The 20885-nt window shown below is 71.1% G+C and carries 18 protein-coding genes; 8 read left to right on the top strand and 10 right to left on the bottom strand.

Going from position 1 to position 20885, the window contains the following annotated elements:
• The first annotated feature begins 44 nt into the window (after positions 1-44).
• The 3 genes from J2S59_RS17765 to J2S59_RS17755 all read left to right on the top strand — a co-directional run bounded on the left by J2S59_RS17765 (position 45) and on the right by J2S59_RS17755 (position 4009).
• Positions 45-1628 carry a PucR family transcriptional regulator gene (locus J2S59_RS17765; protein WP_068124373.1) on the top strand — a complete coding sequence of 528 codons (1584 nt, stop codon included), beginning with the start codon at positions 45-47 and terminating at the stop codon, positions 1626-1628.
• A gap of 10 nt (positions 1629-1638) precedes the next feature.
• The gene (locus tag J2S59_RS17760; protein ID WP_068124375.1) at positions 1639-2421 is read left to right on the top strand and encodes an enoyl-CoA hydratase/isomerase family protein; all 783 of its coding nucleotides are present in this window, start codon (positions 1639-1641) and stop codon (positions 2419-2421) included.
• A 178-nt stretch (positions 2422-2599) separates the two neighbouring features.
• Positions 2600-4009 (top strand): DEAD/DEAH box helicase, encoded by a 1410-nt coding sequence (locus J2S59_RS17755; protein WP_246360591.1) that lies wholly within the window; start codon positions 2600-2602, stop codon positions 4007-4009.
• A gap of 36 nt (positions 4010-4045) precedes the next feature.
• Here J2S59_RS17755 and J2S59_RS17750 read toward each other — a convergent pair whose 3' ends face one another.
• Positions 4046-6334 carry an MMPL family transporter gene (locus J2S59_RS17750; RefSeq protein ID WP_306825351.1) on the bottom strand — a complete coding sequence of 763 codons (2289 nt, stop codon included), beginning with the start codon at positions 6332-6334 and terminating at the stop codon, positions 4046-4048.
• Positions 6335-6474: 140 nt separating this feature from the next.
• Between J2S59_RS17750 and J2S59_RS17745 the strand changes: the two genes are divergently transcribed.
• Positions 6475-7074: a TetR/AcrR family transcriptional regulator gene (locus J2S59_RS17745; RefSeq protein ID WP_181642616.1), complete on the top strand. Its 600-nt coding sequence runs from the start codon at positions 6475-6477 to the stop codon at positions 7072-7074.
• Here the strand turns inward: J2S59_RS17745 and J2S59_RS17740 are convergent.
• The 3 genes from J2S59_RS17740 to J2S59_RS17730 are packed head-to-tail and all read right to left on the bottom strand — an operon-like array spanning position 7043 to position 9777.
• Positions 7043-7453, bottom strand: a complete 411-nt coding sequence (locus J2S59_RS17740; protein ID WP_068124781.1) for a hypothetical protein — start codon at positions 7451-7453, stop codon at positions 7043-7045. The two genes, J2S59_RS17745 and J2S59_RS17740, sit on opposite strands and share 32 nt — an antisense overlap.
• 35 nt (positions 7454-7488) lie before the next feature.
• Positions 7489-7926: an SRPBCC family protein gene (locus tag J2S59_RS17735; RefSeq protein WP_068124783.1), complete on the bottom strand. Its 438-nt coding sequence runs from the start codon at positions 7924-7926 to the stop codon at positions 7489-7491.
• Between the two features lie 42 nt (positions 7927-7968).
• Positions 7969-9777, bottom strand: coding sequence for a BCCT family transporter (locus tag J2S59_RS17730; protein ID WP_068124786.1), 1809 nt, complete (start codon positions 9775-9777; stop codon positions 7969-7971).
• Between the two features lie 206 nt (positions 9778-9983).
• Between J2S59_RS17730 and J2S59_RS17725 the strand changes: the two genes are divergently transcribed.
• Entirely contained in the window at positions 9984-11096 is a 1113-nt protein-coding gene (locus J2S59_RS17725; RefSeq protein WP_068124788.1) for a dihydrolipoyllysine-residue succinyltransferase component of 2-oxoglutarate dehydrogenase complex, read from the top strand.
• Here the strand turns inward: J2S59_RS17725 and J2S59_RS17720 are convergent.
• Entirely contained in the window at positions 11071-12219 is a 1149-nt protein-coding gene (locus J2S59_RS17720) for a cytochrome P450 (RefSeq protein WP_306825350.1), read from the bottom strand. The two genes, J2S59_RS17725 and J2S59_RS17720, sit on opposite strands and share 26 nt — an antisense overlap.
• Positions 12216-13343, bottom strand: coding sequence for an NAD(P)-binding domain-containing protein (locus tag J2S59_RS17715; RefSeq protein ID WP_068120341.1), 1128 nt, complete (start codon positions 13341-13343; stop codon positions 12216-12218). The genes J2S59_RS17720 and J2S59_RS17715 overlap by 4 nt, the downstream gene beginning before the upstream one ends.
• Positions 13344-13389: 46 nt before the next feature.
• Between J2S59_RS17715 and J2S59_RS17710 the strand changes: the two genes are divergently transcribed.
• Positions 13390-13698 (top strand): hypothetical protein, encoded by a 309-nt coding sequence (locus J2S59_RS17710; protein ID WP_068120333.1) that lies wholly within the window; start codon positions 13390-13392, stop codon positions 13696-13698.
• Between the two features lie 40 nt (positions 13699-13738).
• Here J2S59_RS17710 and J2S59_RS17705 read toward each other — a convergent pair whose 3' ends face one another.
• The 4 genes from J2S59_RS17705 to J2S59_RS17690 all read right to left on the bottom strand — a co-directional run bounded on the left by J2S59_RS17705 (position 13739) and on the right by J2S59_RS17690 (position 18299).
• Positions 13739-14419: an alpha/beta fold hydrolase gene (locus J2S59_RS17705; protein ID WP_068120338.1), complete on the bottom strand. Its 681-nt coding sequence runs from the start codon at positions 14417-14419 to the stop codon at positions 13739-13741.
• Between the two features lie 4 nt (positions 14420-14423).
• Positions 14424-15674 (bottom strand): cytochrome P450, encoded by a 1251-nt coding sequence (locus J2S59_RS17700; protein WP_220138422.1) that lies wholly within the window; start codon positions 15672-15674, stop codon positions 14424-14426.
• Between the two features lie 198 nt (positions 15675-15872).
• A complete protein-coding gene (locus tag J2S59_RS17695) occupies positions 15873-16910 on the bottom strand; it encodes a L,D-transpeptidase family protein (protein WP_181641880.1) in 1038 nt (345 codons plus the stop codon).
• Positions 16911-17033: 123 nt separating this feature from the next.
• Positions 17034-18299, bottom strand: a complete 1266-nt coding sequence (locus J2S59_RS17690) for an MFS transporter (RefSeq protein ID WP_181641881.1) — start codon at positions 18297-18299, stop codon at positions 17034-17036.
• 193 nt (positions 18300-18492) lie between these two features.
• On the opposite strand from J2S59_RS17690, the gene J2S59_RS17685 reads away from it, so the two are divergent.
• Both J2S59_RS17685 and J2S59_RS17680 read left to right on the top strand, forming a co-directional pair.
• Positions 18493-19833 (top strand): MFS transporter, encoded by a 1341-nt coding sequence (locus J2S59_RS17685; protein WP_306825349.1) that lies wholly within the window; start codon positions 18493-18495, stop codon positions 19831-19833.
• Between the two features lie 170 nt (positions 19834-20003).
• Positions 20004-20879 (top strand): alpha/beta fold hydrolase, encoded by an 876-nt coding sequence (locus J2S59_RS17680; protein ID WP_068119269.1) that lies wholly within the window; start codon positions 20004-20006, stop codon positions 20877-20879.
• Positions 20880-20885 lie beyond the last annotated feature (6 nt).

Below are 20885 nucleotides of genomic sequence, written 5' to 3'. Positions count from 1 at the left end.
GCACCGTCCTTGACCGGGAGAGTGTGCGCTCAGCACACTGACGCATGGTCATGATCGACGACGTCGTCGCCGGTGTCGGGCCTGCCGTGCTCACGGTCGTGATCGCGGGGGCCGCCGACGCCGTCGTCACCGACGTGGTCGTCGCCGACCCGGGTACCGACGACCTCGGGGGCCCGGACGATCTCGTGCTCGGTGCCGGCGTCGCCGCGCCCGACGCCGCAGCTGCGCTGGTGCGGGCGTGTGCCGGCCGCGGTGCTCCCGCGGTCGTCCTCGGGGCGCACGTCGCCGGTGATCGCGCGGTGCGGACCGCGGCCGAGGCGGCGGGGGTCTGGCTGGTGGGCGTGCGGCCGTCGGTGTCGTGGGTCCAGCTGGTGTGGCTGCTGCGCAGCGTCGTCGCGTCTGGCGAGGCCGACGGGCTGGTCGGCGGTGACGCCGGCGTCCTCGACGACCTGTTCGGGGTCGCCGACGCGGTCGCCGCGATCATCGACGCCCCGGTGACGATCGAGGACAGCCAGTCGCGCGTGCTCGCCTACTCCCGGGGTCAGGACTCCAGCGACCCCGTCCGGCACTCCACGATCGTCGGGCGGCGCGTGCCGGCCCCGGTGCTGGCGCACTTCCGCGGCCAGGGGGTCTTCCGGCGCCTGACCAGCTCCGACGAGCCGCTCTTCGTCCCGGCCGAGGGTGACGTCCGCGCGCGCTTCGTCTTCCCGGTCCGCGCCGGGGAGGAGTGGCTGGGGTCGGTGTGGGCCGTCGTCGACGAGCCGGTCGCGCCGCATCTCGTCGCGGAGGTACGGCGCATCACCGCCGCACTGGCCGTGCACCTGCTGCGGGTCCGCGCCCAGGCCGACCTCGTCCGGCGTACGGCGGAGGCCGAGCTCGCGCGGTTCCTGCAGGAGCCCTCCGCGACCGCGTCGCTCCCTGCGGCGTCGGGCGCGGCGCTGGGCGCGGCGCCGTGGCGGGTCGCGCTGCTGGCGACGCTGCAGCCCGACGCCGGCGACCCGCGCCGCGACCTCGAGCTCTGGCGCACCTCGCTGCGCCGGCACGGGTGGGCCGAGCCGCGGCTGTGCCTCGTGCACGACCGGGTACACGCGGTCGTGGGTGCCGACGAGGGAGCCCCCGAGGACGGGACGCGCGCCGGGACGTGGGCGTGGCTCGTGGCGCTGGTGGCGGACCTGCACCGCTCCGACCCGGTCCACCGCGCGGCAGCCGGGGGAGCGGTCTCAGCCGTCGCGGACCTGCCCCGTTCGCGGGAGGAGGCGGCTGAGGCGTACGCCGTCCTGGGCGAGCTGGCCTGCACCACGCACGAGGAGTCGTGGGCAGCGCGGGTGCTGGCCCGGGTCCGCGCGGCGGTGACCGATGCGGCTCCCACCGGCCCGGTCGCACGGCTGGTCGAGCACGACCGCACCCACGGGACGGCGTACGTCGTCACGCTGGGCGCACACCTGCGCTGGCCGGGACGCCCGCGCGCGGCGGCGGCCGAGCTGGACATCCACCCCAACACCCTGCGGCAGCGAATGGCGAGGATCGGTCCGCTGCTCGACGTCGACCTCGATGACCCTGAGGTCCGCCTCGCGCTGCAGGTGCAGATGACGGCCTTGTCACCACACGCCGACGAGAACTCGTTCTAGTATCGCCGGCATGACGCTTCGGATCGAGGACGGCAACCGCGTCCGCACCCTGACGCTGGACCGCCCCGAGGCCCTCAACGCCTTCAACGAGGCGCTCTACGACGCCGTCGCCGAGGCGGTGTACGCCGCGGCCGATGACCCGGCGGTCGCGGTGCTGCTGCTGACGGGGGAGGGGCGCGCGTTCAGCGCCGGCACCGACCTGGTGGAGATGCACCAGATCGCCACGGACCCGGACTTCGTGATGGGCAAGCACGGCTTCACCGGGATGATCGACGCGTTCGCCGAGTTCCCGAAGCCCGTCGTCTTCGCCGTCAACGGCCTCGGGCTGGGTGCCGGCGCGACGCTGCTGGGGTTCGCCGATCTCGTGTTCATGTCGACCGAGGCGCGCCTCAAGTGCCCGTTCTCGAGCCTCGCCGTCGCGCCCGAAGCCGCGTCGAGCGTCCTCTTCCCGCACCTCATCGGCCACCAGAACGCGGCGTGGGTGCTCATGTCGTCGGAGTGGATCGGGGCGGAGCAGGCACATGCGATGGGCCTCGCGTTCGGTCTGTGCGCTCCCGATGAGCTGATGGCTGAGGCGCGCCGGCACGCCGAGGTGCTCGCCGCGAAGCCCGTCAACAGCCTGGTCGCGATCAAGCGCACGATGGTCGAGCCGCGGCGGGCCGCGGTGCGCGAGGCGCGGGACCGGGAGAACGCGGCCTTCGGCGAGCTGCTGGGCGGCCCGGCGAACCTCGAGGCGCTGACGGCGTTCGCCGAGGGTCGACCGGCCGACTTCACCGCGGTTCCGGGGGCGTGAGGGCCGTCCGCTAGGATGGGTCCATCAGCTCGTCGAGATCTCACCGCGAGTTGGTCCGCACGTCGTAGCCTCACATCTGCTCCGTGCGTAGTCGCCTCGTCACCTTCGAGATTCGCGGCTGCTGGTGAGAAACCCGCACAGATAGCGATTCCACTTGTCTTCCTTCACCACCCTTGGCGTGCCCGCACGCCTCAGCACCATCCTCTCCGGCCTCGGCATCGAGACCCCCACGCCGATCCAGGCCGCGACGCTGCCGGATGCGCTGGCCGGTCGCGACGTCCTCGGCCGCGGCCGCACCGGCTCCGGCAAGACCTACGCGTTCGTGCTTCCCCTCGTCGCGCGGCTCAGCGACGGAGCCAAGCCCCGCACCAAGGCGCCGCGCGCGCTGATCCTCGCGCCGACGCGCGAGCTCGTGAGCCAGATCGACGCCGCTCTCGCACCGCTCGCAGCCGCCGCCGGGCTGACCACCCGCACCGTCTTCGGTGGTGTCGGCCAGGGGCCGCAGGTCAACGCCCTGCGCAAGGGCGTCGACATCGTCGTCGCCTGCCCCGGACGCCTCGAGGACCTGATCGGCCAGGGGCACTGCTCGCTCGGTGACGTCGAGGTCACCGTGCTCGACGAGGCCGACCACATGGCCGACCTCGGCTTCCTCCCGGTCGTCCGCCGGATCCTCGCGCAGACCCCGAAGCGCAGCCAGCGGCTGCTGTTCTCGGCCACGCTGGACCGTGGTGTCGACGCGATCGTCAAGCAGTTCCTCACCAACCCGGTCACCCACGAGGCCGACTCGGCGCAGTCGCCGGTCAGCACGATGACCCACCACGTGCTGCACATCGACCGCGAGCACCGTGTCCCGATCCTCGTCGACCTCACCAGCGCTCCCGGTCGCACGGTCGTCTTCACCCGCACCAAGCACGGTGCGAAGGCGCTCGCGCGTCAGCTCAACAGCCGCGGAGTGCCGACGGTCGAGCTGCACGGCAACCTCGGGCAGAACGCGCGCACGCGCAACCTCGAGGCGTTCGGCTCGGGCGCGGCCACGGCGCTCGTCGCCACCGACATCGCGGCGCGCGGCATCCACGTGGACGACGTCACCCTGGTCGTCCACGCCGACCCGCCCACCGAGCACAAGGCCTACCTGCACCGTTCCGGACGTACGGCGCGCGCCGGCAGCGCCGGCACGGTGGTGACGCTCATGACCTCGGAGCAGAAGCGCGACGTGCGCGACCTGACCCGCGCAGCCGGCATCACGCCGACCACGACGCGCGTCACGGGCACCAGCCACGCCGTCCTCACCGAGCTCGCTCCGGGTGAGCGGGCGCTCCCCGGCGCCTGGGTCCCGGCCGGCGCTCCGGCAGGTGGCGCGGGCTCCGGCTCACGCACCGGCGGCGGTGGCGGCGGGTCGCGCAACGGCGGCCGCAACCGCCGCCGCTCCGGTGGCGGTTCCGGTGCAGGGCGCTCGAGCCAGCCCACGTCGTCCGGTGCCAAGAGCGGTGGCGGCGCGGCGCGTTCCGGCGGCCGACGCCGACCGGCGTCCCCCTCGTCCGGTGGCGGCCGCTCCCACAGCGCCTCGACCTTCAGCGCTGGTCGCTGACCCCGGTCTACACCCTCGCGGCCCCAAGGCCCACGCTCACACCCGAGCGTGGGCCTTCGTCGTGTCCGCGTCCTGCATGGCGACGAGCGGGTGCTCGCGCTCGAGCGCGGACCCCTCGATGTCGACGTTGGGCAGCATGCGGTCGAGCCAGCGCGGGATCCACCACGCCTTGTCGCCCAGCAGGTGCATGAGGGCGGGCACCAGCAGCATCCGGACCACGAAGGCGTCGAGCAGTACGCCGACGGCGAGGCCGAAGCCCAGCGGCTTGATCGCGGCGAGGTGGGAGAAGACGAAGCCGCCGAAGACCGAGATCATGATGATCGCCGCGGCCGTCACGACCGTGCGGCCCTGGCGGAAGCCGGCCGTGACGGCCTCCCGGGCCGGGAGGCCGTGGACGTAGGCCTCGCGCATGCCCGACACCAGGAAGAGCTGGTAGTCCATCGCCAACCCGAAGAGCACGCCGACGATGATCAGCGGCGCGAAGTTCAACAGCGGACCGGGGTCGTGGACCCCGAAGAGGCTGCCCAGCCAGCCCCACTGGAACACCGCGGTCATCGCCCCGAGGGAGGCGAACAGCGAGAGCGCGAAGCCAAGGGTCGCGACCAGCGGGACGACGATCGAACGGAAGACCACGATGAGGATCAGCAACGACAGGCCCAGGACGACCGCGAGATAGACGGGCAGGGCCTCGGACAGCCGGTCGGAGATGTCGATGTTGCCCGACGCGGCCCCCGCGACGCCGACGGCGGTCCCGTCGTCCAGCGGCGTGAGGTCGCGCAGGTCGTGGACGAGCTCCTCGGTGGACACGCTCGAGGGACCGTCGACGGGGATGACCTGGAAGGCGAGGAAGTCGCGGGCCTCCGACTGACCGGCGGGAGCCACGGCCGCCACGTCGTCGTGGTCGGCGAGCAGCTCGGCCAGCTCGACCTGGCGCGGCAGCACCTCGGCCTCGCCGAGGGGCTCCGGCAGGTCCGCGGTCACCAGCAACGGCCCGTTCTGGCCGGCACCGAACTGCTCCGCAGTGACGGTGAAGGCGCGGTACTGCGTGCTGTCGCGGTTCTCCGAGGAGCCGTCGGGCAGTCCCAGCCGCATGGAGAGCGCGGGGATGGCGATGACGGCCAGGGCGATGACCGCGCCGACGACGCGCAGCACAGCTGCGCCGGTGCGCATCGGGGTGGGCTCGGCGGGTGCCGGGAGGCCCTCGTCGACCTTGGCGCGCGTACGGCGGTCGAGGATGCGGTGACCGAGGAGTCCCAGCAGGGCGGGGGTGAGGGTCGTGGCGACCAGCACGGCGATGAGCACGCAGAATGCGCCGACGGTGCCCATGAGGCCGAGGAAGCCGATGCCGGTGACGTTGAGTGCCGCCAGCGCGACGATCACCGTCGCTCCGGCGAAGACGACCGCGTTGCCGGCCGTGCCGTTGGCGACGCCGGCCGACTCGACCAGGTCCATGCCCCGGCGTACCTGATCGCGGTGGCGGTTGATGATGAACAGCGAGTAGTCGATGCCCACGGCCAGACCGAGCATGAGGCCGAGCACGGGTGTCACCGACGTCATCTCGACGACGTCGGACAGCGCGAGCGCAACGGTCACGCCCACGCCCACGCCGATCAGCGACGAGACGATGGGGAGCATGGCGGGGCGCAGCCCGCGCAGCATGACCAGCAGGACGACCGCCGCGACTGCGAGGCCGACGACCTCGGCCGGACCGACGAGACCGTCGGTCGAGCCGGCGATCTCGGAGGAGAACTCCACCTGGACGCCGGGGATCTCCGCGCCGTCGAGCGTCTCGATGACCGCATCCTTCACCGCCTGCGGGACCGCGAAGACATCACCCTCGAACATCACCACGCCGAGTGCGGCCGTGCCGTCCTCGGACACCACCCGGATCTCGGAGGCGAGCTCGGCCAACCGGGTGCCGAGCTGGACCTGCGGGCTCTGAGCCGGTGCGGCGCGCAGCTCCTCGGCCTGCGCGGCTTGCTGTGCCTGGGTCTCGAACGGGTCGACCACGCCGGGGATCTGCTCGATCTCCCCGACCTCGGCAAGCGCCTCGCTGATGCCCGCGCGCTGCTCGTCGGTGAGAGGGGAGCGGTCCTCGGTGACGAAGACGACGCTCGCGTTGGCACCGGTGGTCCCGAGCTCCTCGGCCAGCTGCGCGCTCACACGATCGGTCTCGGTGCCGGGGATCGAGAACGTCGCGGCCAGGTTGCCTCCGAAGAGGAGGAACCCACCGATGCCCAGCCCCAGCAGCACGAGCCAGGCGGTGACGACGGTCCAGGCGCGGCGCGCGGCAGCCGCGCCGATCCGGTAGAGCAGATGAGCCACGGGGAGCGGCCTCTCGAGTCGGGGAAGGTGCCCGGACAGGGCAGGGCGGTCGGACCCTTCTAAGCTACACGTGTCGGATAACCGACAAACGTTGTCTTCGTCACGCTCGGAACGGGCAGGATCGGGGGATGGAGTCAGCCATGGACGCTCGAGTGGATCCGCGGATCCTGCGCACCCGTGCCCACCTGCGCGAGGCGTTGTTCGACCTCGCCCGGGAGCGCCCGCTGGACCAGGTGACGGTCGGCGACATCGCCGATCGGGCCGGCGTCAACCGGACGACCTTCTACCAGCACTACTCCGACAAGGACAGCCTGCTCGTGGATGCCCTCAACGTGGCGGTCGAGGGGGTCGTGGCGAAGATCGACGCGGACACCGGTCCGCAGGACGGCCACGCGATCCTGCGGGCGTACCTCGAGCACATCGACACCAACGCCGCGCTCTACCAGCGCATCCTGGGAGGGCTCGGCTCGGCGGGCATCCAGGCGTGGCTGCGCGAACGCCTCGCCGACGCACTGCTGGCGAACATCGAGGAGCACGAGGGCCTCGTCGAGCTACCGCTGGACGTCCTCGGCGCGGCGATCTCCGGCGCCGGCCTCAGCATCATCCGCGCCTGGCTCGACCAGCCCGAGCGGGTCGGCGTCGACGAGGCTGCGTCGTGGATCTGGACCGTCCTCGAGGCCCACGGCGCCATTCAGGACCGCAGCCCGATCAGGACATCGGTCCGCCCGAGTAGCCGGTGACGCGACCCGTGGGCGCCTCGGAGGGCGCGTCGGGGTCGGTCGAGGAGGGAAGGGTCGGCGTGACCCCCGCACCCTCGGCGTCGGCGGAGCTGGCGGACCCGGCAGTCTCACCGGAGCCGCCCGCCGCACCGCCGTCGCTGCTCGCGCGGTCCTTCACGTCCTCGGCGAGGCCGGACGCCTTCTCCATGACCGCCTCCTGCGCCTGCTCGGCCTTGTCCTTGGCCACCTCCTGGACCTGGCCGACCTTCTCCTGCACGCGCGGGTCCTTCCACGCCTGCTGGGCCTTGTCGGCGATCCGGTCGTAGCTATCGCGACCGGCGCGCGCACCGACCACGTAGCCGGCGGCGAATCCTGCGAGGAACGTGAGCTTGCGCATCATGGGTTCTCCTTGGTCGAGGTGACGTCTGGGATGGTTCAGCGACGCTCGGCGACGAACGCCAGGCGGCGGAGGGTCTCGATGTTGCGCCAGGCGAGCATCGGCTTGCGCAGGACGCCGGGGCCCCACGCGCCGGGGCCGCTGACGGCGTCCTCGGTGATCGAGACGTGGGTGTCGGTGCCGCGCGGCTCGAGCTCGAAGATCACCTGCGCCTCCCCGATCGGCCACGCTCGCGCGCGCAGCACCAGTCGCTCCTGGGGCACGGACTCCATGACGATCGTCTTGTCGTCGATGAGGGCGGGCCAGCCACCGACGCTGTGGTGGATCGCGGATCCCTCGGCCGGCCAGGGGTCGTCGACCTCGCGCATCCGGGACGCGCCCACGACGAAGAGCGGGTAGAGCCAGCCGTCGGACAACACGCTCCAGACCTTCTCTGGCGTGGCGTGGATGGTGCGCTCGGTGGTGGGCTTGTTCATGGTCCACGACGTACCCGGGCGAGCCCGTCGATAACCAGTGGCTCAGGTCTCGGTGTCGGGGCGCGCCCGGCCCGGCTTGCTGGGACTGGGCGTGTATTTCATCGGTCGGCTCCCGGTGCGACGGGACAGGGTCCCTGCGCTGGCCGGGAACGACGTGGTGCCGCCCGCGGCGTGCGAGGGGTCGTGCGCCTCCGGCTCGGCTACGACGTCCTCGTCGGCGTCGTACTCCTCTGCGTAGGCGTCGTCGTCGGCGGCGCGTCGCTCGATCTCCTCGGGCGGGAGCACCTTCTTCCAACGCCGGGTGCGCAACGGCGGCAGCTCGCCGGCGTCCTCACGCAGAGCGCGGCTGAGGGCATAGATCTGGAAGTAGCCCATCACGAAGAACGGCAGCCCGACCAGGATGATCGTCGTCTCCAGTGCGCCCAGTCCGCCGGTGCCGGAGAAGACGAGGAGGGTCGCGGTGATGACGCCGATCGCCACGGCCCAGAAGATCCGCTGGGGGAGCGGGTTGAAGTCCTCGTGCCCGTTGGCCATGGTGTCGACCACCAACGCGGCGGAGTCGACCGAGGTGATGAAGAAGATCATCACGATCACGATCGCGACGACAGAGACGACGGAGGCGAGCGGGAAGTTCTCGAGGAAGGCGAACAGCGCACCGGGGACATCGCCGTCGTCCACGACCCGCTCGACCAGGCCACCGTCACCGTTGAGCTCGATGTCGAAGGCCGCGAACCCGAACATGCCGAACCAGATGATCGAGAACCCGGCCGGGATGGCCAGCACGCCGGTCACGAACTGCCGGATCGTCCGGCCCCGGGAGATGCGGGCGATGAAGATGCCCACGAAGGGCGACCAGGTGATCGTCCAGGCCCAGTAGAAGACGGTCCACCCGCTCTGCCATCCGGTGTCGGCGAAGGTGTCGTTCCACAGCGCGAGCTGGGGGAGGGCATAGACGTACTCGCCCAGCGACTCGATGGTGCCCTTGATCATGTAGAGCGTCGGTCCGCTGATCGCGACGAACACCAGCAGGCCGACGGCCGCCAGGATGTTGATGTTCGAAAGGACCTTGATGCCGCGGTCGAGCCCCAGCGCGACCGAGATCAGCGCGGCGACCGTGACGACGGAGATGATGAGCAGTTGCCACATCGCGTTCTCCGGGATGCCGGTCAGCTGCGCGAGGCCGCTGTTGATCTGCAGCGTGCCCAGGCCGATCGAGACGCCGACGCCGAAGACGGTGCCGACGATCGCCACGATGTCGATCACGCGCCCGATCGGACCGTGGATCCGCTCGCCCAGCAGCGGCTGGAAGATCGAGCTCACGCGCGGGGGCAGGTTCCGCTTGTGGATGAAGTACGCGAAGCACAGCGCGGGCATCGCGAAGATCGTCCAGGTGTGGAAGGTGAAGTGGTAGAGCGTGAAGCGCATTGCGTCGACCGCGGCCTCCTGCGTGCCGGCCTCCACGCCCTGGGAGGCGCGTGGCGGGTCGCCGAGGTGGCTGACCGGCTCGGCGACGCCCCAGAACATCAGGATCGTGCCGATCCCCGCGGCGAAGAGCATCGCGAACCAGGTCGCGCGGCTGTGCTCGGGCGGCTCGTCGTCGGGTCCGAGCTTGACGCGGCCCCATCGGCTGACGGCGATGTAGCCGAGGAACACGAGGAACACCGTGACGCCGAGGATGTAGAACCACCCCAGGTTCGTCAGGAGCCAGTCCGACGCGGCGGAGACGCCCGCGTCCAGGGGGTCGGTGAACGCGATGGTGCCGACGACGAACAGCACGATGATCAGCGCGGAACCGAAGAAGATCGCCGGAGTGGTCCGGAGCCGGAGTGCGTCGTGGAGCCGGGTGAGCATGCAGGGCCTTCTGCAGGAGGGTCGGTCAAGCGAGCCGTACCCAGGTCCTGTGCGAGGCAACCGACGGACGCGAGTGCAAGCCAGACGCAAGATTGGCGTCGAGCGTCGGCAGGCTTCCTGCAAGCGCGGCGATCTGGACGTCCGACGAGGTGATGCTGTTCTTCGCCGGACCCGCGATGGACGGAGGCGGCAGAGAAGGAGACCTCGTGAAGCGCCGTACCCCCGCCCTCGTGCTCGCCGGCCTGGTGGCCGCCGGGCTGCTCACCCCTGCCGCGGTCGCCGCGCCCGACCCTGGGAAGGTCTGTGCCGGACTGAACTCCGGCAAGATCGACACGAAGGGCGATCCCGCTTCGGTCCGGGTCACCGCGCCCGCAGGCAAGCTGATCAGCGGCTACTGCGTCAAGGCCGGCAGCGTCAACCAGGGCGACGGTCCTGTCTACGTCACCCTGGCGAACCCGGTCGCCACGTATGTCCTGGAGTACATCGGCTCGGATGGGAAGCGGAAGGACGTCTCGCACTACTCGCTGTCCTACGTGTCGGCCACCCCCGAGGACCCGAAGCCTGAGGACCCCAAGCCCGAGGACCCGAAGCCCGAGGACCCGAAGCCCGAGGACCCGAAGCCCGAGGACCCCAAGCCGGAGGCCCCGAAGCCGGGCAACCCCTTCGACTGGAACTGGACCTACCCCGCGCCGCGGTGTGACGCCCTGCTCGTCACCTACCCGGCCGACATCCCTGCGGGACAGTCGAACGATGTGAACATCCGCATCCGCTGGGCGGGTGGTGAGAAGACCTTGAACTTCCACAACGACCACGGCACCTGGTCGGGCACGAACGCGTTCGTCTACAGCCAGCACCCGCAGTGGCCGGCGGGTGTCACGGCGTACGAGGTCGTCTGGATCCAGGTCGCCGGCACCAACTACCACTATGGCGAGAGCTTCCACAACCAGCCGATCGCCGAGCCCATCCGCTGCCGCATCACCTCCGACGGCAACCCGGAGACCGTGGACGTGCCGCAGGCCGTCTCGCGGGTGGTGGGGTGGCGCACCGTGACCATGGGCGTACGGCGCGGTGCTGCTGCGCGAGCCACCGACGTGATCGTCGTCCAGGCGGGCGCCGACCGCGCGACGCTGCAGCGGCGCGTGGGCAAGAAGGCGTGGAAGCCGCTGCGTCAGGTCGCGGTGAGCAACGGCCGCGCCAAGGTCGCCTTCCCCAAGGAGCGCAAGGTCGGGACCTACCGGTACCGGTTGGTCATCCCGCGGACCACGCTGACGACGGGCACCACGACGGCCGCGTTCACCGTGAAGGTGCGCCGGCGCTGATCCCGCTTCCGGCCCCGGTCGTGCTGGCATCAGTCCGCAGCACGACCGGGGCCGAGGCGTATCCACCCAGGGGTGGGTCCTCGCGCACCACCTGACCGACGGAGTCGATGCGGGTTGTCGCGTCGAGCACCTCCTCGAGCACCACGCGCAGCTCCAGGGTCGCCAGTGACCGGCCGGGACAGACGTGGGGACCGGTGCCGTAGACGAGGTTGTGCGGTGCGTTCTCCTCGGGACGGTAGGCGTCGGGGTCGCCGAACCGCGCGGGGTCGCGGTTGGCAGCGGTCCACCGCAGCTGCAGTCGGTCCCCGCGGTCCAGTGCGACGCCACCGATCTCGGTCGGCTCCGCGACGACGCGGCGGTTCGCGACGAACGGGTCGTCGATCCGGAGCATCTCGTCGATGGCGCGTTCGAGGGCCCCGCGGTCGTGGCGGGAGCGGCGTACCTGCTCCTGCACGTCGGGATGATCGGCGAGGTAGCGCACGACGACACCGACGCACAGGGCGACCGACGCGATGTCGCCGGCGGTCCAGTTCCGCAAGATCGAGACGATCTCCGCGTCCTCCAACGGGCGTCCGTCCACCGTCGCCTGCGTGAGCTCCGTGGTGACGTCGCCGGGGGCCGCCTCGCCGGCGTCGCGGCGCACACGCGTGAGCTCGGTGATGATGGCGTCGAACCGCGCGGCGACCTCGGAGGTGCGGGTGTGGTCGGCCGAGCGGGTCGCGGCATGGTTGTCGCGCATCCAGTCCAGCAGCGTGGTCTCGAGGGAGTCGGGCCAGCCCAGCCACGTGCAGGTCGCGCGGACGGCGAACGGGCGTCCGAGATCGGCGACGGTCTCGACCGGGTGGTCACGGGGGAGCGAGCGCACCACCTCGGCGGCGATCGCGCGCAGGTCCGGCTCCAGGGCGTCCATCCGGTCCTCGGTGAAGAAGGACTCCACCAGCGGCCGGAAGCGCGCGTGCTCGGCACCGTCCAGGCCGTTGGGGATCTGCAGGTGGCGCGACACGGCGCTGGAGAAGGACCGGGCGTCCTGCGCCACCGCGACGACGTCGGCGTGCCGGGTGACGTGCCATGTCGGGGGACCGGAGCTCGCAGGGCAACGGGCGGGAGGGCCGGGATCGCTCATGGCCCCATCGTGCCCGCGAGGTAGGCGAGCAACCCGTTGACCGCCTCACGTCCCGCTCGGTTGGCCCCGACCGTCGACTGTGACGGTCCGAACCCGACGAGGTGGACCCGCGGCTCGTCCGCGACCTGGGTGCCCTCCATCCGGATGCCACCACCCGCGTTCCGCAGCCGAAGCGGGTCGAGGTGCTCCAGTGACGCCTTGAACCCGGTGGCCCAGACGATGGCGTCGATCGGGGTGAGGCTGCCGTCGGACTCGCGGACGCCGTCAGGCTCGATCGCGGTGAACATCGGGCGGCGCACGAGCACGCCGCGCTCGTGCGCCGCCTGCACGTAGGGCGTCCACCCGAGGCCGGTGTAGGACACGACGCTGCCGGTGGGGCGTCCGGCCGCGGTGTCGGCCGCTACCTGAGCGACGACCTCGCGGCCCACGTCGGGGTCGAACTCGCCCTCGCGGAACTCCGGCTCACGGCGGGTGTACCAGAAGGTGGTCGCGACCCGGGAGATCTCCTCGAGGTGCTGCAGCGCCGAGATGCCGCCCCCGACGATCGCCACCCGCAGGCCCGCGAGCTGGTCGGCGCACTCGTAGTCATGGGTGTGGAGCTGGAGGCCGGCGAACGTCTCCTGCCCCGGGTAGTGCGGTCGTACCGGGTTGTCCCAGGTGCCGGTCGCGTTCACGACCACCCGGGTGACCCAGGTGCCGGCGTCGGACTCGACGATCAAGGGACTGTCGGGGTCGTCGTCCTCCGCGCGCACCGTGTGCACCCGCACCGGCCGGACGATCGGCAGGTCCGCCCACTTTTCGTAGGCGGCGAAGTACGCCGGCACGGCCTCGCTGCTCGGGGCATCGGGGTCGACCGGGGGCCGCGGGAAGCCGGGCAGGTCGAAGATCCCGTTGACGGTCGCCATGGTGAGCGACTCCCAGCGGTGGCGCCAGGCACCGCCGGGTGCGGGCTCGGCGTCCAGCACGACGAAGGTGCGGTCCGCCTCGGGCTCCTCGAGGGCGCTGCGGAAGCCGCGGCGCGCGAGATGGTGGCCGGCGGAGAGCCCGGACTGTCCGCCGCCGACGACCACGACGGTGGCACGGCGTACGTCGGGCACGGCACTCCTCGGGTCGCGGTTGCTCATCATCTCGAACGCCGGCGGGGGAGCGGTTCTTCCATGAAGTTGAAAATTGCAGCAGTTCGACCCATCTGCCCTGGCCGGCTCCACCATGGCGGCCCCCGCGCAGGGTGTCGAGCAGGCGGCGAAGCAGGGCAACCGCAGTCTGGCGAAGGTGCTCGCGGCCGACAGCGCCGTCGGCGTGTTGGCCAAGGGCCGGACCCAGGCCACCGCGTTCGTCCCCACGGACGCGGCGTTCCGTCGGCTCGTCACGGACCTGACCGGCAAGCGACCCAAGAGCAGATCGCCCACGGCATCAACGGCGTGCTGCGCCCGATCGACCTCTGAGGCGACGGCTTCAACAACGATGGAGCCGGTGTGACCCCCCGAGGCGGTCACATCGGCTCCGTCGTCACCGCGCTTCACGGGAGATCGGGCACCTCGTCGGCGAACCGCCGGATCTCGTGCGCGACCAGCTCACCGTGTGTCATAGGGACCATGTGGGCGCCGCCCGCGACGGTCAGCGACGGGGCGAGAGACGCGCACCAGTCGGCAGGAGCGATGCGGTCGTGGGTGCCGCGCAGGACCCGCACCGGGCAGCGGAGCTTCGTGAGCGTAGCGGCGAGGGAGTCGTGCCGTGTCACCCCCATCACGCGGAGCATGTTCCGCAGTCCGGTGCGCCTGTACTGACGGGTCAACGAGGGCACCTGCCGGGGCGTCTCGCGCACGGCGGTCGCCAGCAAGCGGCGTGCCAACCGGGGCCAGGTCGCGGCGCGCGGGTCGGTGGTGGGCCCGACCAACACCAGCCCCACCACCTGCTCGGGCAACAGCGAGGCGGCGTGGGCGACGACCTGGCAGCTCGACGAGTGACCCAGGAGCCCGACCCGTCGACCGGGACGGATCCACGCCTCCACCAGCCGACCGGCGGCACCCCGCGGATCGACCGGATCATCGACCCGGACCGGCTCGCCGTACCCGGACAGCGTCGCCACCGTGAGGCGGTCCCGCCCCACGCCGGCACGCACGAGGGCGCCGATCGTCGGCTGCCAGTCCTCGGGCCCCAGGCCGAGGCCGGGCACCATCAGGAGCCGGAGCGGGCCCACTGCGTCAGCCCAACCGGAAGCGCAGGCCGAAGTGGTTGAGCAGGGAGGGGAGGCTCGCGGGGTCGAGCCTGTGGGAGTCGAGCGACAGCGTGGCGCGGCGCAGGATCGCGGCGAGGAAGCTCGACGTCAGCATCAACACCAGGTCGCGCCCGGGGCACAGGCCCGGCCCGGCACTGAAGGGCACCAGGGGCCAGTCCGCACGGGTGCGCGGACGGTCCCACAGCTCCGGCGCGAAGCGATGCGCGAAGTCCAGGTGGCGGTCGTCGCGGTGGAAGAACGGGGCGAAGATCAGCACGGACGTCCCGGCCGGCATCACACCGCGGTCGAACGCGACGTCGGTGGTGGTCTCGCGCAGGATCATCGGGGTGGTGGGCCACAGCCGCAACGACTCCAGGACTGCGGCGCGCAGCCGCGGGCGAGTCGGCGCGGGGTCCTGCTGGTCATCGGGGGTCCGCAGTTCGGTCGTGTCGAGGTGCTCGGGATGGGTCGTCAACAGCGCCAGCCCCCGGAAGGCGGCCATCCCGGCCGGATCGAAGGCGAAGAGCCACTGCGGGATCTGCTGCGCAGGCTCGGAGTCGGGTGCTGGGGCGAGCTGAGACATCACGGCGGCCAGGCTGCCCGGCTCCGCGCGGTCCAGCGCCGCTTGCATCTGGTCCAGGAGCTCGGCTCGGCCGCCCTTGTCGACCGGCTTGAGGAACGCCCAGTTGCCGTCTCCCCGCAGCTTCTGGGTCAGCTCGGTCAGCGCGGTGTCGTCGCGGGCGGAGTCCCCGAGGACCACGCGTCGTACGACCCGGAACCAAGCATCCAGGAACGCCTCGTAGGCCAGCACTCCTCCGCGGCCGCGGACCTCGGCCAGCAGGGCCTCGGTTTCCTCCTCCACGACCTGGGTGAACCTGGCCCCCAGGTGGTGGACCGGGGCGCCGAGCTCCAGCGCCTGCTCGTTGAGCCGACGCCGCGGGGAGCGCTCGGCGCCGTGGGAGATAAGCGCGCCCTTCGGCTGGAAGTGCTTGAGCGCGTGCACCTTCAGCGTCTCGGCGGTGGCGAACGGCTCCGGCGAACCCTCGAGCACCTCGTGCACGTCGTCGGGGTGCAGGATCATCGCCATCGGGCGTCCGGGTGTGCGCAACATCAGTGGGCCTCGGTCGTACTTCTGCGCCAGCGCCTGCATCCTGCGCACCCCGCGGCCGTCGAGGCCGAGACGTTCGGAGGAGGCGACGACCTTCGGGCGTCTGATGGTCGGACCCTTGGCGATCATCGGACCCTGCACATCTCGAAGCGCCTGAGCGGTCTCCCGCACGGTCGCCCTCGGAAGCGGGTTCTGAACGGGAGTGGCAGATCCGGCGGCGGTCATCGTGTCCCCTGCTGTCGGTGGCACTGGCCCCTTCCACCGTAGGGACGGCGCGGACCAGATCAAAGGCGGTACGCCGCCGGCCCAGCCGAGGAAGGTGCGGCCTCAGGACCAGTAGACGATGACCGGGGTTCCGATCGGGACCACGTCGAAGAGCTTCGCGATCGCGGCGTAGTCGCGGACGTTCACGCAACCGTGGGATGCACCCGAGTAGCCGACCCGGGCGAAGTCCGGGGAGTAGTGCACGGCCTGGCCGCCGGAGAAGAACAGCGCGAACGGCATCGGGGAGTTGTACAGCGAGCTGACGTGGTCGCGGGACTTGCGGTAGACGGTGAAGGCCCCGTCGCGGGTGGGGGTGCTCGAGGAGCCGAACCGGACGTCGAGGTCCTCGCGCACCTGGCCGTCGACGACCCAGCGCACGCTCCGGCTGGTCTTGTCGATGCACAGGGCCTGACCGGTCAGGCATCGGCTGTCCAGCGGCTGGCCGTCGGAGGGGACCGAGACCTGGTTGAGGCGCTCGGCCTTGGTCGGCTTGCGGGTCGAAGCGTGCAGCAGGTCGCGGGTGCGGGGGTCGACCCTGCCGGTGACAGCGAGTCGTCGCTTGGCCTGGAAGTTGCGTACGGCGATCGCCGTGGCCCGGTCGTAGGTCTTGTCGACGTTGCGGTCGAACCAACCGATCTGACGCATCCGCGCCTCGAGGTTGAGGACCCGTGGCCCGGTGCTGCCGCGTGCCATCAGCGTCTTGCCGGGGCCGGCCTGCTCGGCCTTCGAGGGGGTGCGGGTCACCGCTGCCAACCGATCACGCGTGCGCACGTCGAGCAGGCCGGTGGCCCGCCGACCGATCGTGATCTGGAAGTTGCGCACAGCGCGCGTGGTGCCCTTGTTGTAGACGCCCGTGGGGTGACGGCGGAAGAGTCCCGCCTCCTTCAGCCGCACCTGCAGCGCGCGCACCTTCCAACCGGTCGCGCCGGGCTCGAGGAGCACCTTGGCCTTCGCGGCGGTCGACACGGTCGGATGCACGGCCGCCTGACCGGGCTGTCCGGCCGCTGTGGCGGTGCCACCGAAGGTGCCGGTGAGGACCACGAGGGTGGTGGCGAGCGAGGCGGCGGCCAGGCCGGGGGAGAGCTTGCGAGCCCGAGTCATGGGTCGTTCCGTTCGTTGCGGGGAGGAAAGGTGCTGTTCTCCAGACGCAGAAGGTCGCTGCGCGGTTGCATCTTCGCACCTCCGCGCGGGCGCGCTCGGGATTGGCCGCCGCTCAGGGGCGGATCAGACGTCCCGCAGGTGGCGGTGGGCGCGCAGCAGGAGGAGTGAGCCCAGGATCCAGACGATGAACTGGGTGGCCATGGCGACCCGGAACTCGCTCGTGCCGTAGCCACCGCTGCCGGACACCAGGTCGAGGGTGGCGCCGATGAGGAGGATGGCGACGAGGGCGGCGAAGAATCCGCCGGAGTTGGTCATGCCGGTGGCGATGCCCAAGCGCTCTCGCGGGTTGTGGGACCGCGCGATGTCGATCCCGACCATGGAGGCGGGGACATTGCTCGCGAGGGCCAGGGCCAGGAGTCCCAGCAGCCAGCCCGGCGCGGTGCCCGGCCAGGCGATGACGGCCGTCCAGGTGGCAACGGTGGCGACGAGGCACGCAACCACGAGATGCATGCGCCGCTGCGGGTGGAGCGCCGAGAGTCGCCCGAGGGCGAAGCCCATGAGGATCCCGGCGGGGACCATCGAAGCGAGCAGGGCTCCGGCGCGGCCGGGGCTCAGCCCCTGGCCCTCGACGAGGAACGGGTAGCCCCAGATCAGGACGAACAGCATTCCGGAGAACTGCACCGTGAAGTGGCACCAGAACCCGAGCCGCGTGCCCGGTTGTCGCCACGCGAGCAGCAGCGACGTCCGGGTCTCCCCGAGCCCGGTGCGGTGCAGCCGATGGTCCGAGTCCGCCGGTGCGTCGCGCAGGAGAAGCGCGGCGAGCACGAACACCAGCAAGGTGACTGCCGCGGCGCTGAGGAACGTGGTGGTCCAGCCGAACCCCGCCAGCAGCGTGATCAACGGGTAGGTCGCGGCGAGCTGTCCGCACTGGCCGACGATGGCAGTGGCCTGGGTGACCAGCGGCAGGTGCGACGGGGGGAACCAGTTGACCGCGGCGCGGATCACGCTGATGAAGGTCATCGCGTCGCCGGCGCCCACGAGCATCCGGGCCACGACGCCGACCGGGACCGAGTCGGCCACCGCGAGCAGCCCCTGGCCGAGAGCCATGAGTAGCAAGCCGCAGCTGATCAGCACGCGCGGTCCGTGGCGGTCCAGCAGCACGCCGACCGGCACCTGCATCACGGCGTACACCCCCAGCTGGAGGACCGAGAACAGTGCCAGCTGCGCGGCAGACGCGTTCAGCCGCTCCTGCGCCTCGAGGGCGGCGACGCCGAGCGAGGACCGGTTGAGCACGGCCACGGCGTAGGCGAAGACGCCGAGACCGAGGATCGCCCAGGCGAGGGGAGGCGCGCGTCGGATCGCCGGCGCCTGGGTCACGGTCGGGGACATGCCCCAACCCTGAGTGGCGCGCAGTCCGCGCGGTGAGGCGGGGTTCCGGGGGCCGGAACTCGCTCCCTGTGCGCCAGATCACGCGGAGTTCCACACCGTAGAACGATTCGTCGCGGGCGCCTCCGCCGGTTTCTACGTTCCCCCCATCAATCAAGGGGCGAGAACTTCCGTCCCCAAGCACGAGAGGTGCGCGATGTCGCAGACGTCTGAACAGCCCCACGGCCTCGGCCGGGTGGTCGGCGCGGGGTTCATGGGGACCACGATCGAGTACTACGACTTCTTCATCTACGGGACCGCGGCCGCCCTGGTCTTCCCGCAGATCTTCTTCCCGGCTCTGGGAACCGCCGCCGGGACGGCCGCGTCGTTCGCGACGTTCGGTGTGGCCTTCCTGGCCCGACCCGTCGGCGGGCTGCTCTTCGGCCACATGGGCGACCGGATCGGCCGCAAGGCGACCCTGGTCACGACGATGATGATCATGGGTGTCGCCACCGTGCTGATCGGGCTCCTGCCCTCCGGTGACAGCATCGGCGTCCTCGCCCCGATCCTGTTGATCGTGCTGCGGTTCTGCCAGGGACTCGCGGTGGGCGGCGAGTGGAGCTCGGCGGCGCTGTTCGTCGTCGAGCACGCGCCCGAAGGCAAGCGCGGGTGGTACTCCCTGGCGCAGACCCTCGGGACCACCTTCGGTCTTCTGCTGGCAACGCTCACCTTCCTCATCACCGGTCTGGCGATGAGCGACGCGTCCTTCGTCTCCTGGGGCTGGCGCCTGCCCTTCGTGCTGAGCGCCGTCCTGGTCGCGGTCGGGATGTGGGTGCGGCTCGGCGTCGCCGACACGCCGGTCTTCAAGGAGGCCATGGCGCGGGCGGCCGACGCGAAGGCTGCGAAGGCCCCGATCCGCGAGCTCTTCACCCACCAGCGCCGTGAGGTCTTCCTGGCCGCCGGCTCGGTCCTGATGTGGCTCTCGTTCTTCTACATGGGCGCCGTCTACCTGACCAACTACGGCACCGGCGTGCTCGGGTTGCCGCGGGACACCATGCTCACGATCCAGTTCGTCGCGATCGGCGGGTGCATCATCGGCCAGGTCGTGGGTGCCCGGGTCTCGGACAAGGTCGGGCGCCGCAAGGTGCTCCTGATCGGCAACGGGCTCGCTGTCCCGTGGGCGTTCGTCCTCTTCCCGCTCGTCGACACCGGCACGGCCTGGATCGTCGGCGCGGCACTGACCGTGACGCTGTTCGTCGTCGGCCTCTCCAACGGTGCGACCACGGTGTTCCTTCCGGAGACCTTCCGCACCTCCTACCGCAGCACGGGGACCGGGGTCTCCTTCAACATCGGCAGCGTAGTGGCAGGGGCGATCCCGCCGGTCATCGCGGCTCCTCTCCTCGCGTCCTACGGGAGCATCGGTTTGTCCGTGATGCTCGGGCTGCTGGCCGTCGCTGCGTTCGTCGCGGTGATCGCGATGCGCGAGACCAGCAAGGACTCGTTGTACGACGCTCCGGCGGTCGTCCCCCCGGCGGTTCGACCCAACGTCCCCGCCTGATCGATGTTCGTCCGCAGGGTCCTTCCGGCGACGTGTCGTCGGGAGGACCCTGCTCGGTTGGCCCGGGCCTCGTCTCGCGGTTCCGGGCGCCGGAACTCCCTCTGGGAGTCCAGCGACGGCGTGCTTAGCGTCACGTCGACCCTGCGCCCACACTTTCTCAGGAGGCACCCATGAGCGCCCAGCTCATCGCGGAGACCGCACGTCCCGAGCTCACCGCCGCGGACACGAGCCGCTTCGTGCAGACGTCGCGCCACCGCATCCACTACCACGAGGCGGGTGCCGGGCACCCGGTGATCCTGCTGCATGGCAGCGGCCCGGGATCGACGGGCTGGAGCAACTTCCGCGCCAACGTCGCGGCGTTGGCGGAGTCGTTCCACGTCTATGCCATCGACATGCCGGGCTGGGGCGAGAGCGACACCCAGACTCCCGAGACCGGCTACGACCACGTCGCGGCCCTGATCGCCTTCATGGACGAGCTCGGCATCGAGCGCGCCGCCCTGGTCGGGAACTCGATGGGGGGGATCACGTCGATCTCCACGGCGATCCTGCACCCGGAGCGGGTCAGCCACCTGGTCTCCATGGGCGCACCCGTCCCGGGGCAGAACACCTGGGGCGCCGCCGGCCTCACCGAGGGTCTGAAGATCCTCTTCCAGACCTACCGTGAGCCGACGATCGAGAACATGCAGCGGGTCACCGAGATCATGGCGTTCGACCCTGCCGCGGTCGGCGATGACCTGGCGGCACTGCGGCTGGAGGCCGCGCTCGCGCACCCGGAGCACCTGGCGAGCTGGAACGACGCACCGGGCGGCAACCCGCTCAGCACCGAGTACTTCACCTACGGACCCAGGCTGCAGGAGATCACAGCACCGACGCTCGCGATCCACGGACGCGACGACCGGGTTGTGAGCTACGAGCACAGCCTGCGGCTCGTCAGCGCCGTACCGAACTCACGTCTGCTCCTGCTGAACCGGTGTGGCCACTGGGCGCAGATCGAGCACGCGCGCGAGTTCAACCGCGAAGTCAGCGAATTCATCCAGCACAACTGAGTGGGA

This window comes from Nocardioides massiliensis, from assembly GCF_030811215.1.
Classification (GTDB): domain Bacteria; phylum Actinomycetota; class Actinomycetes; order Propionibacteriales; family Nocardioidaceae; genus Nocardioides_A; species Nocardioides_A massiliensis.
This window is presented reverse-complemented; position numbering and strand designations above follow the sequence as displayed.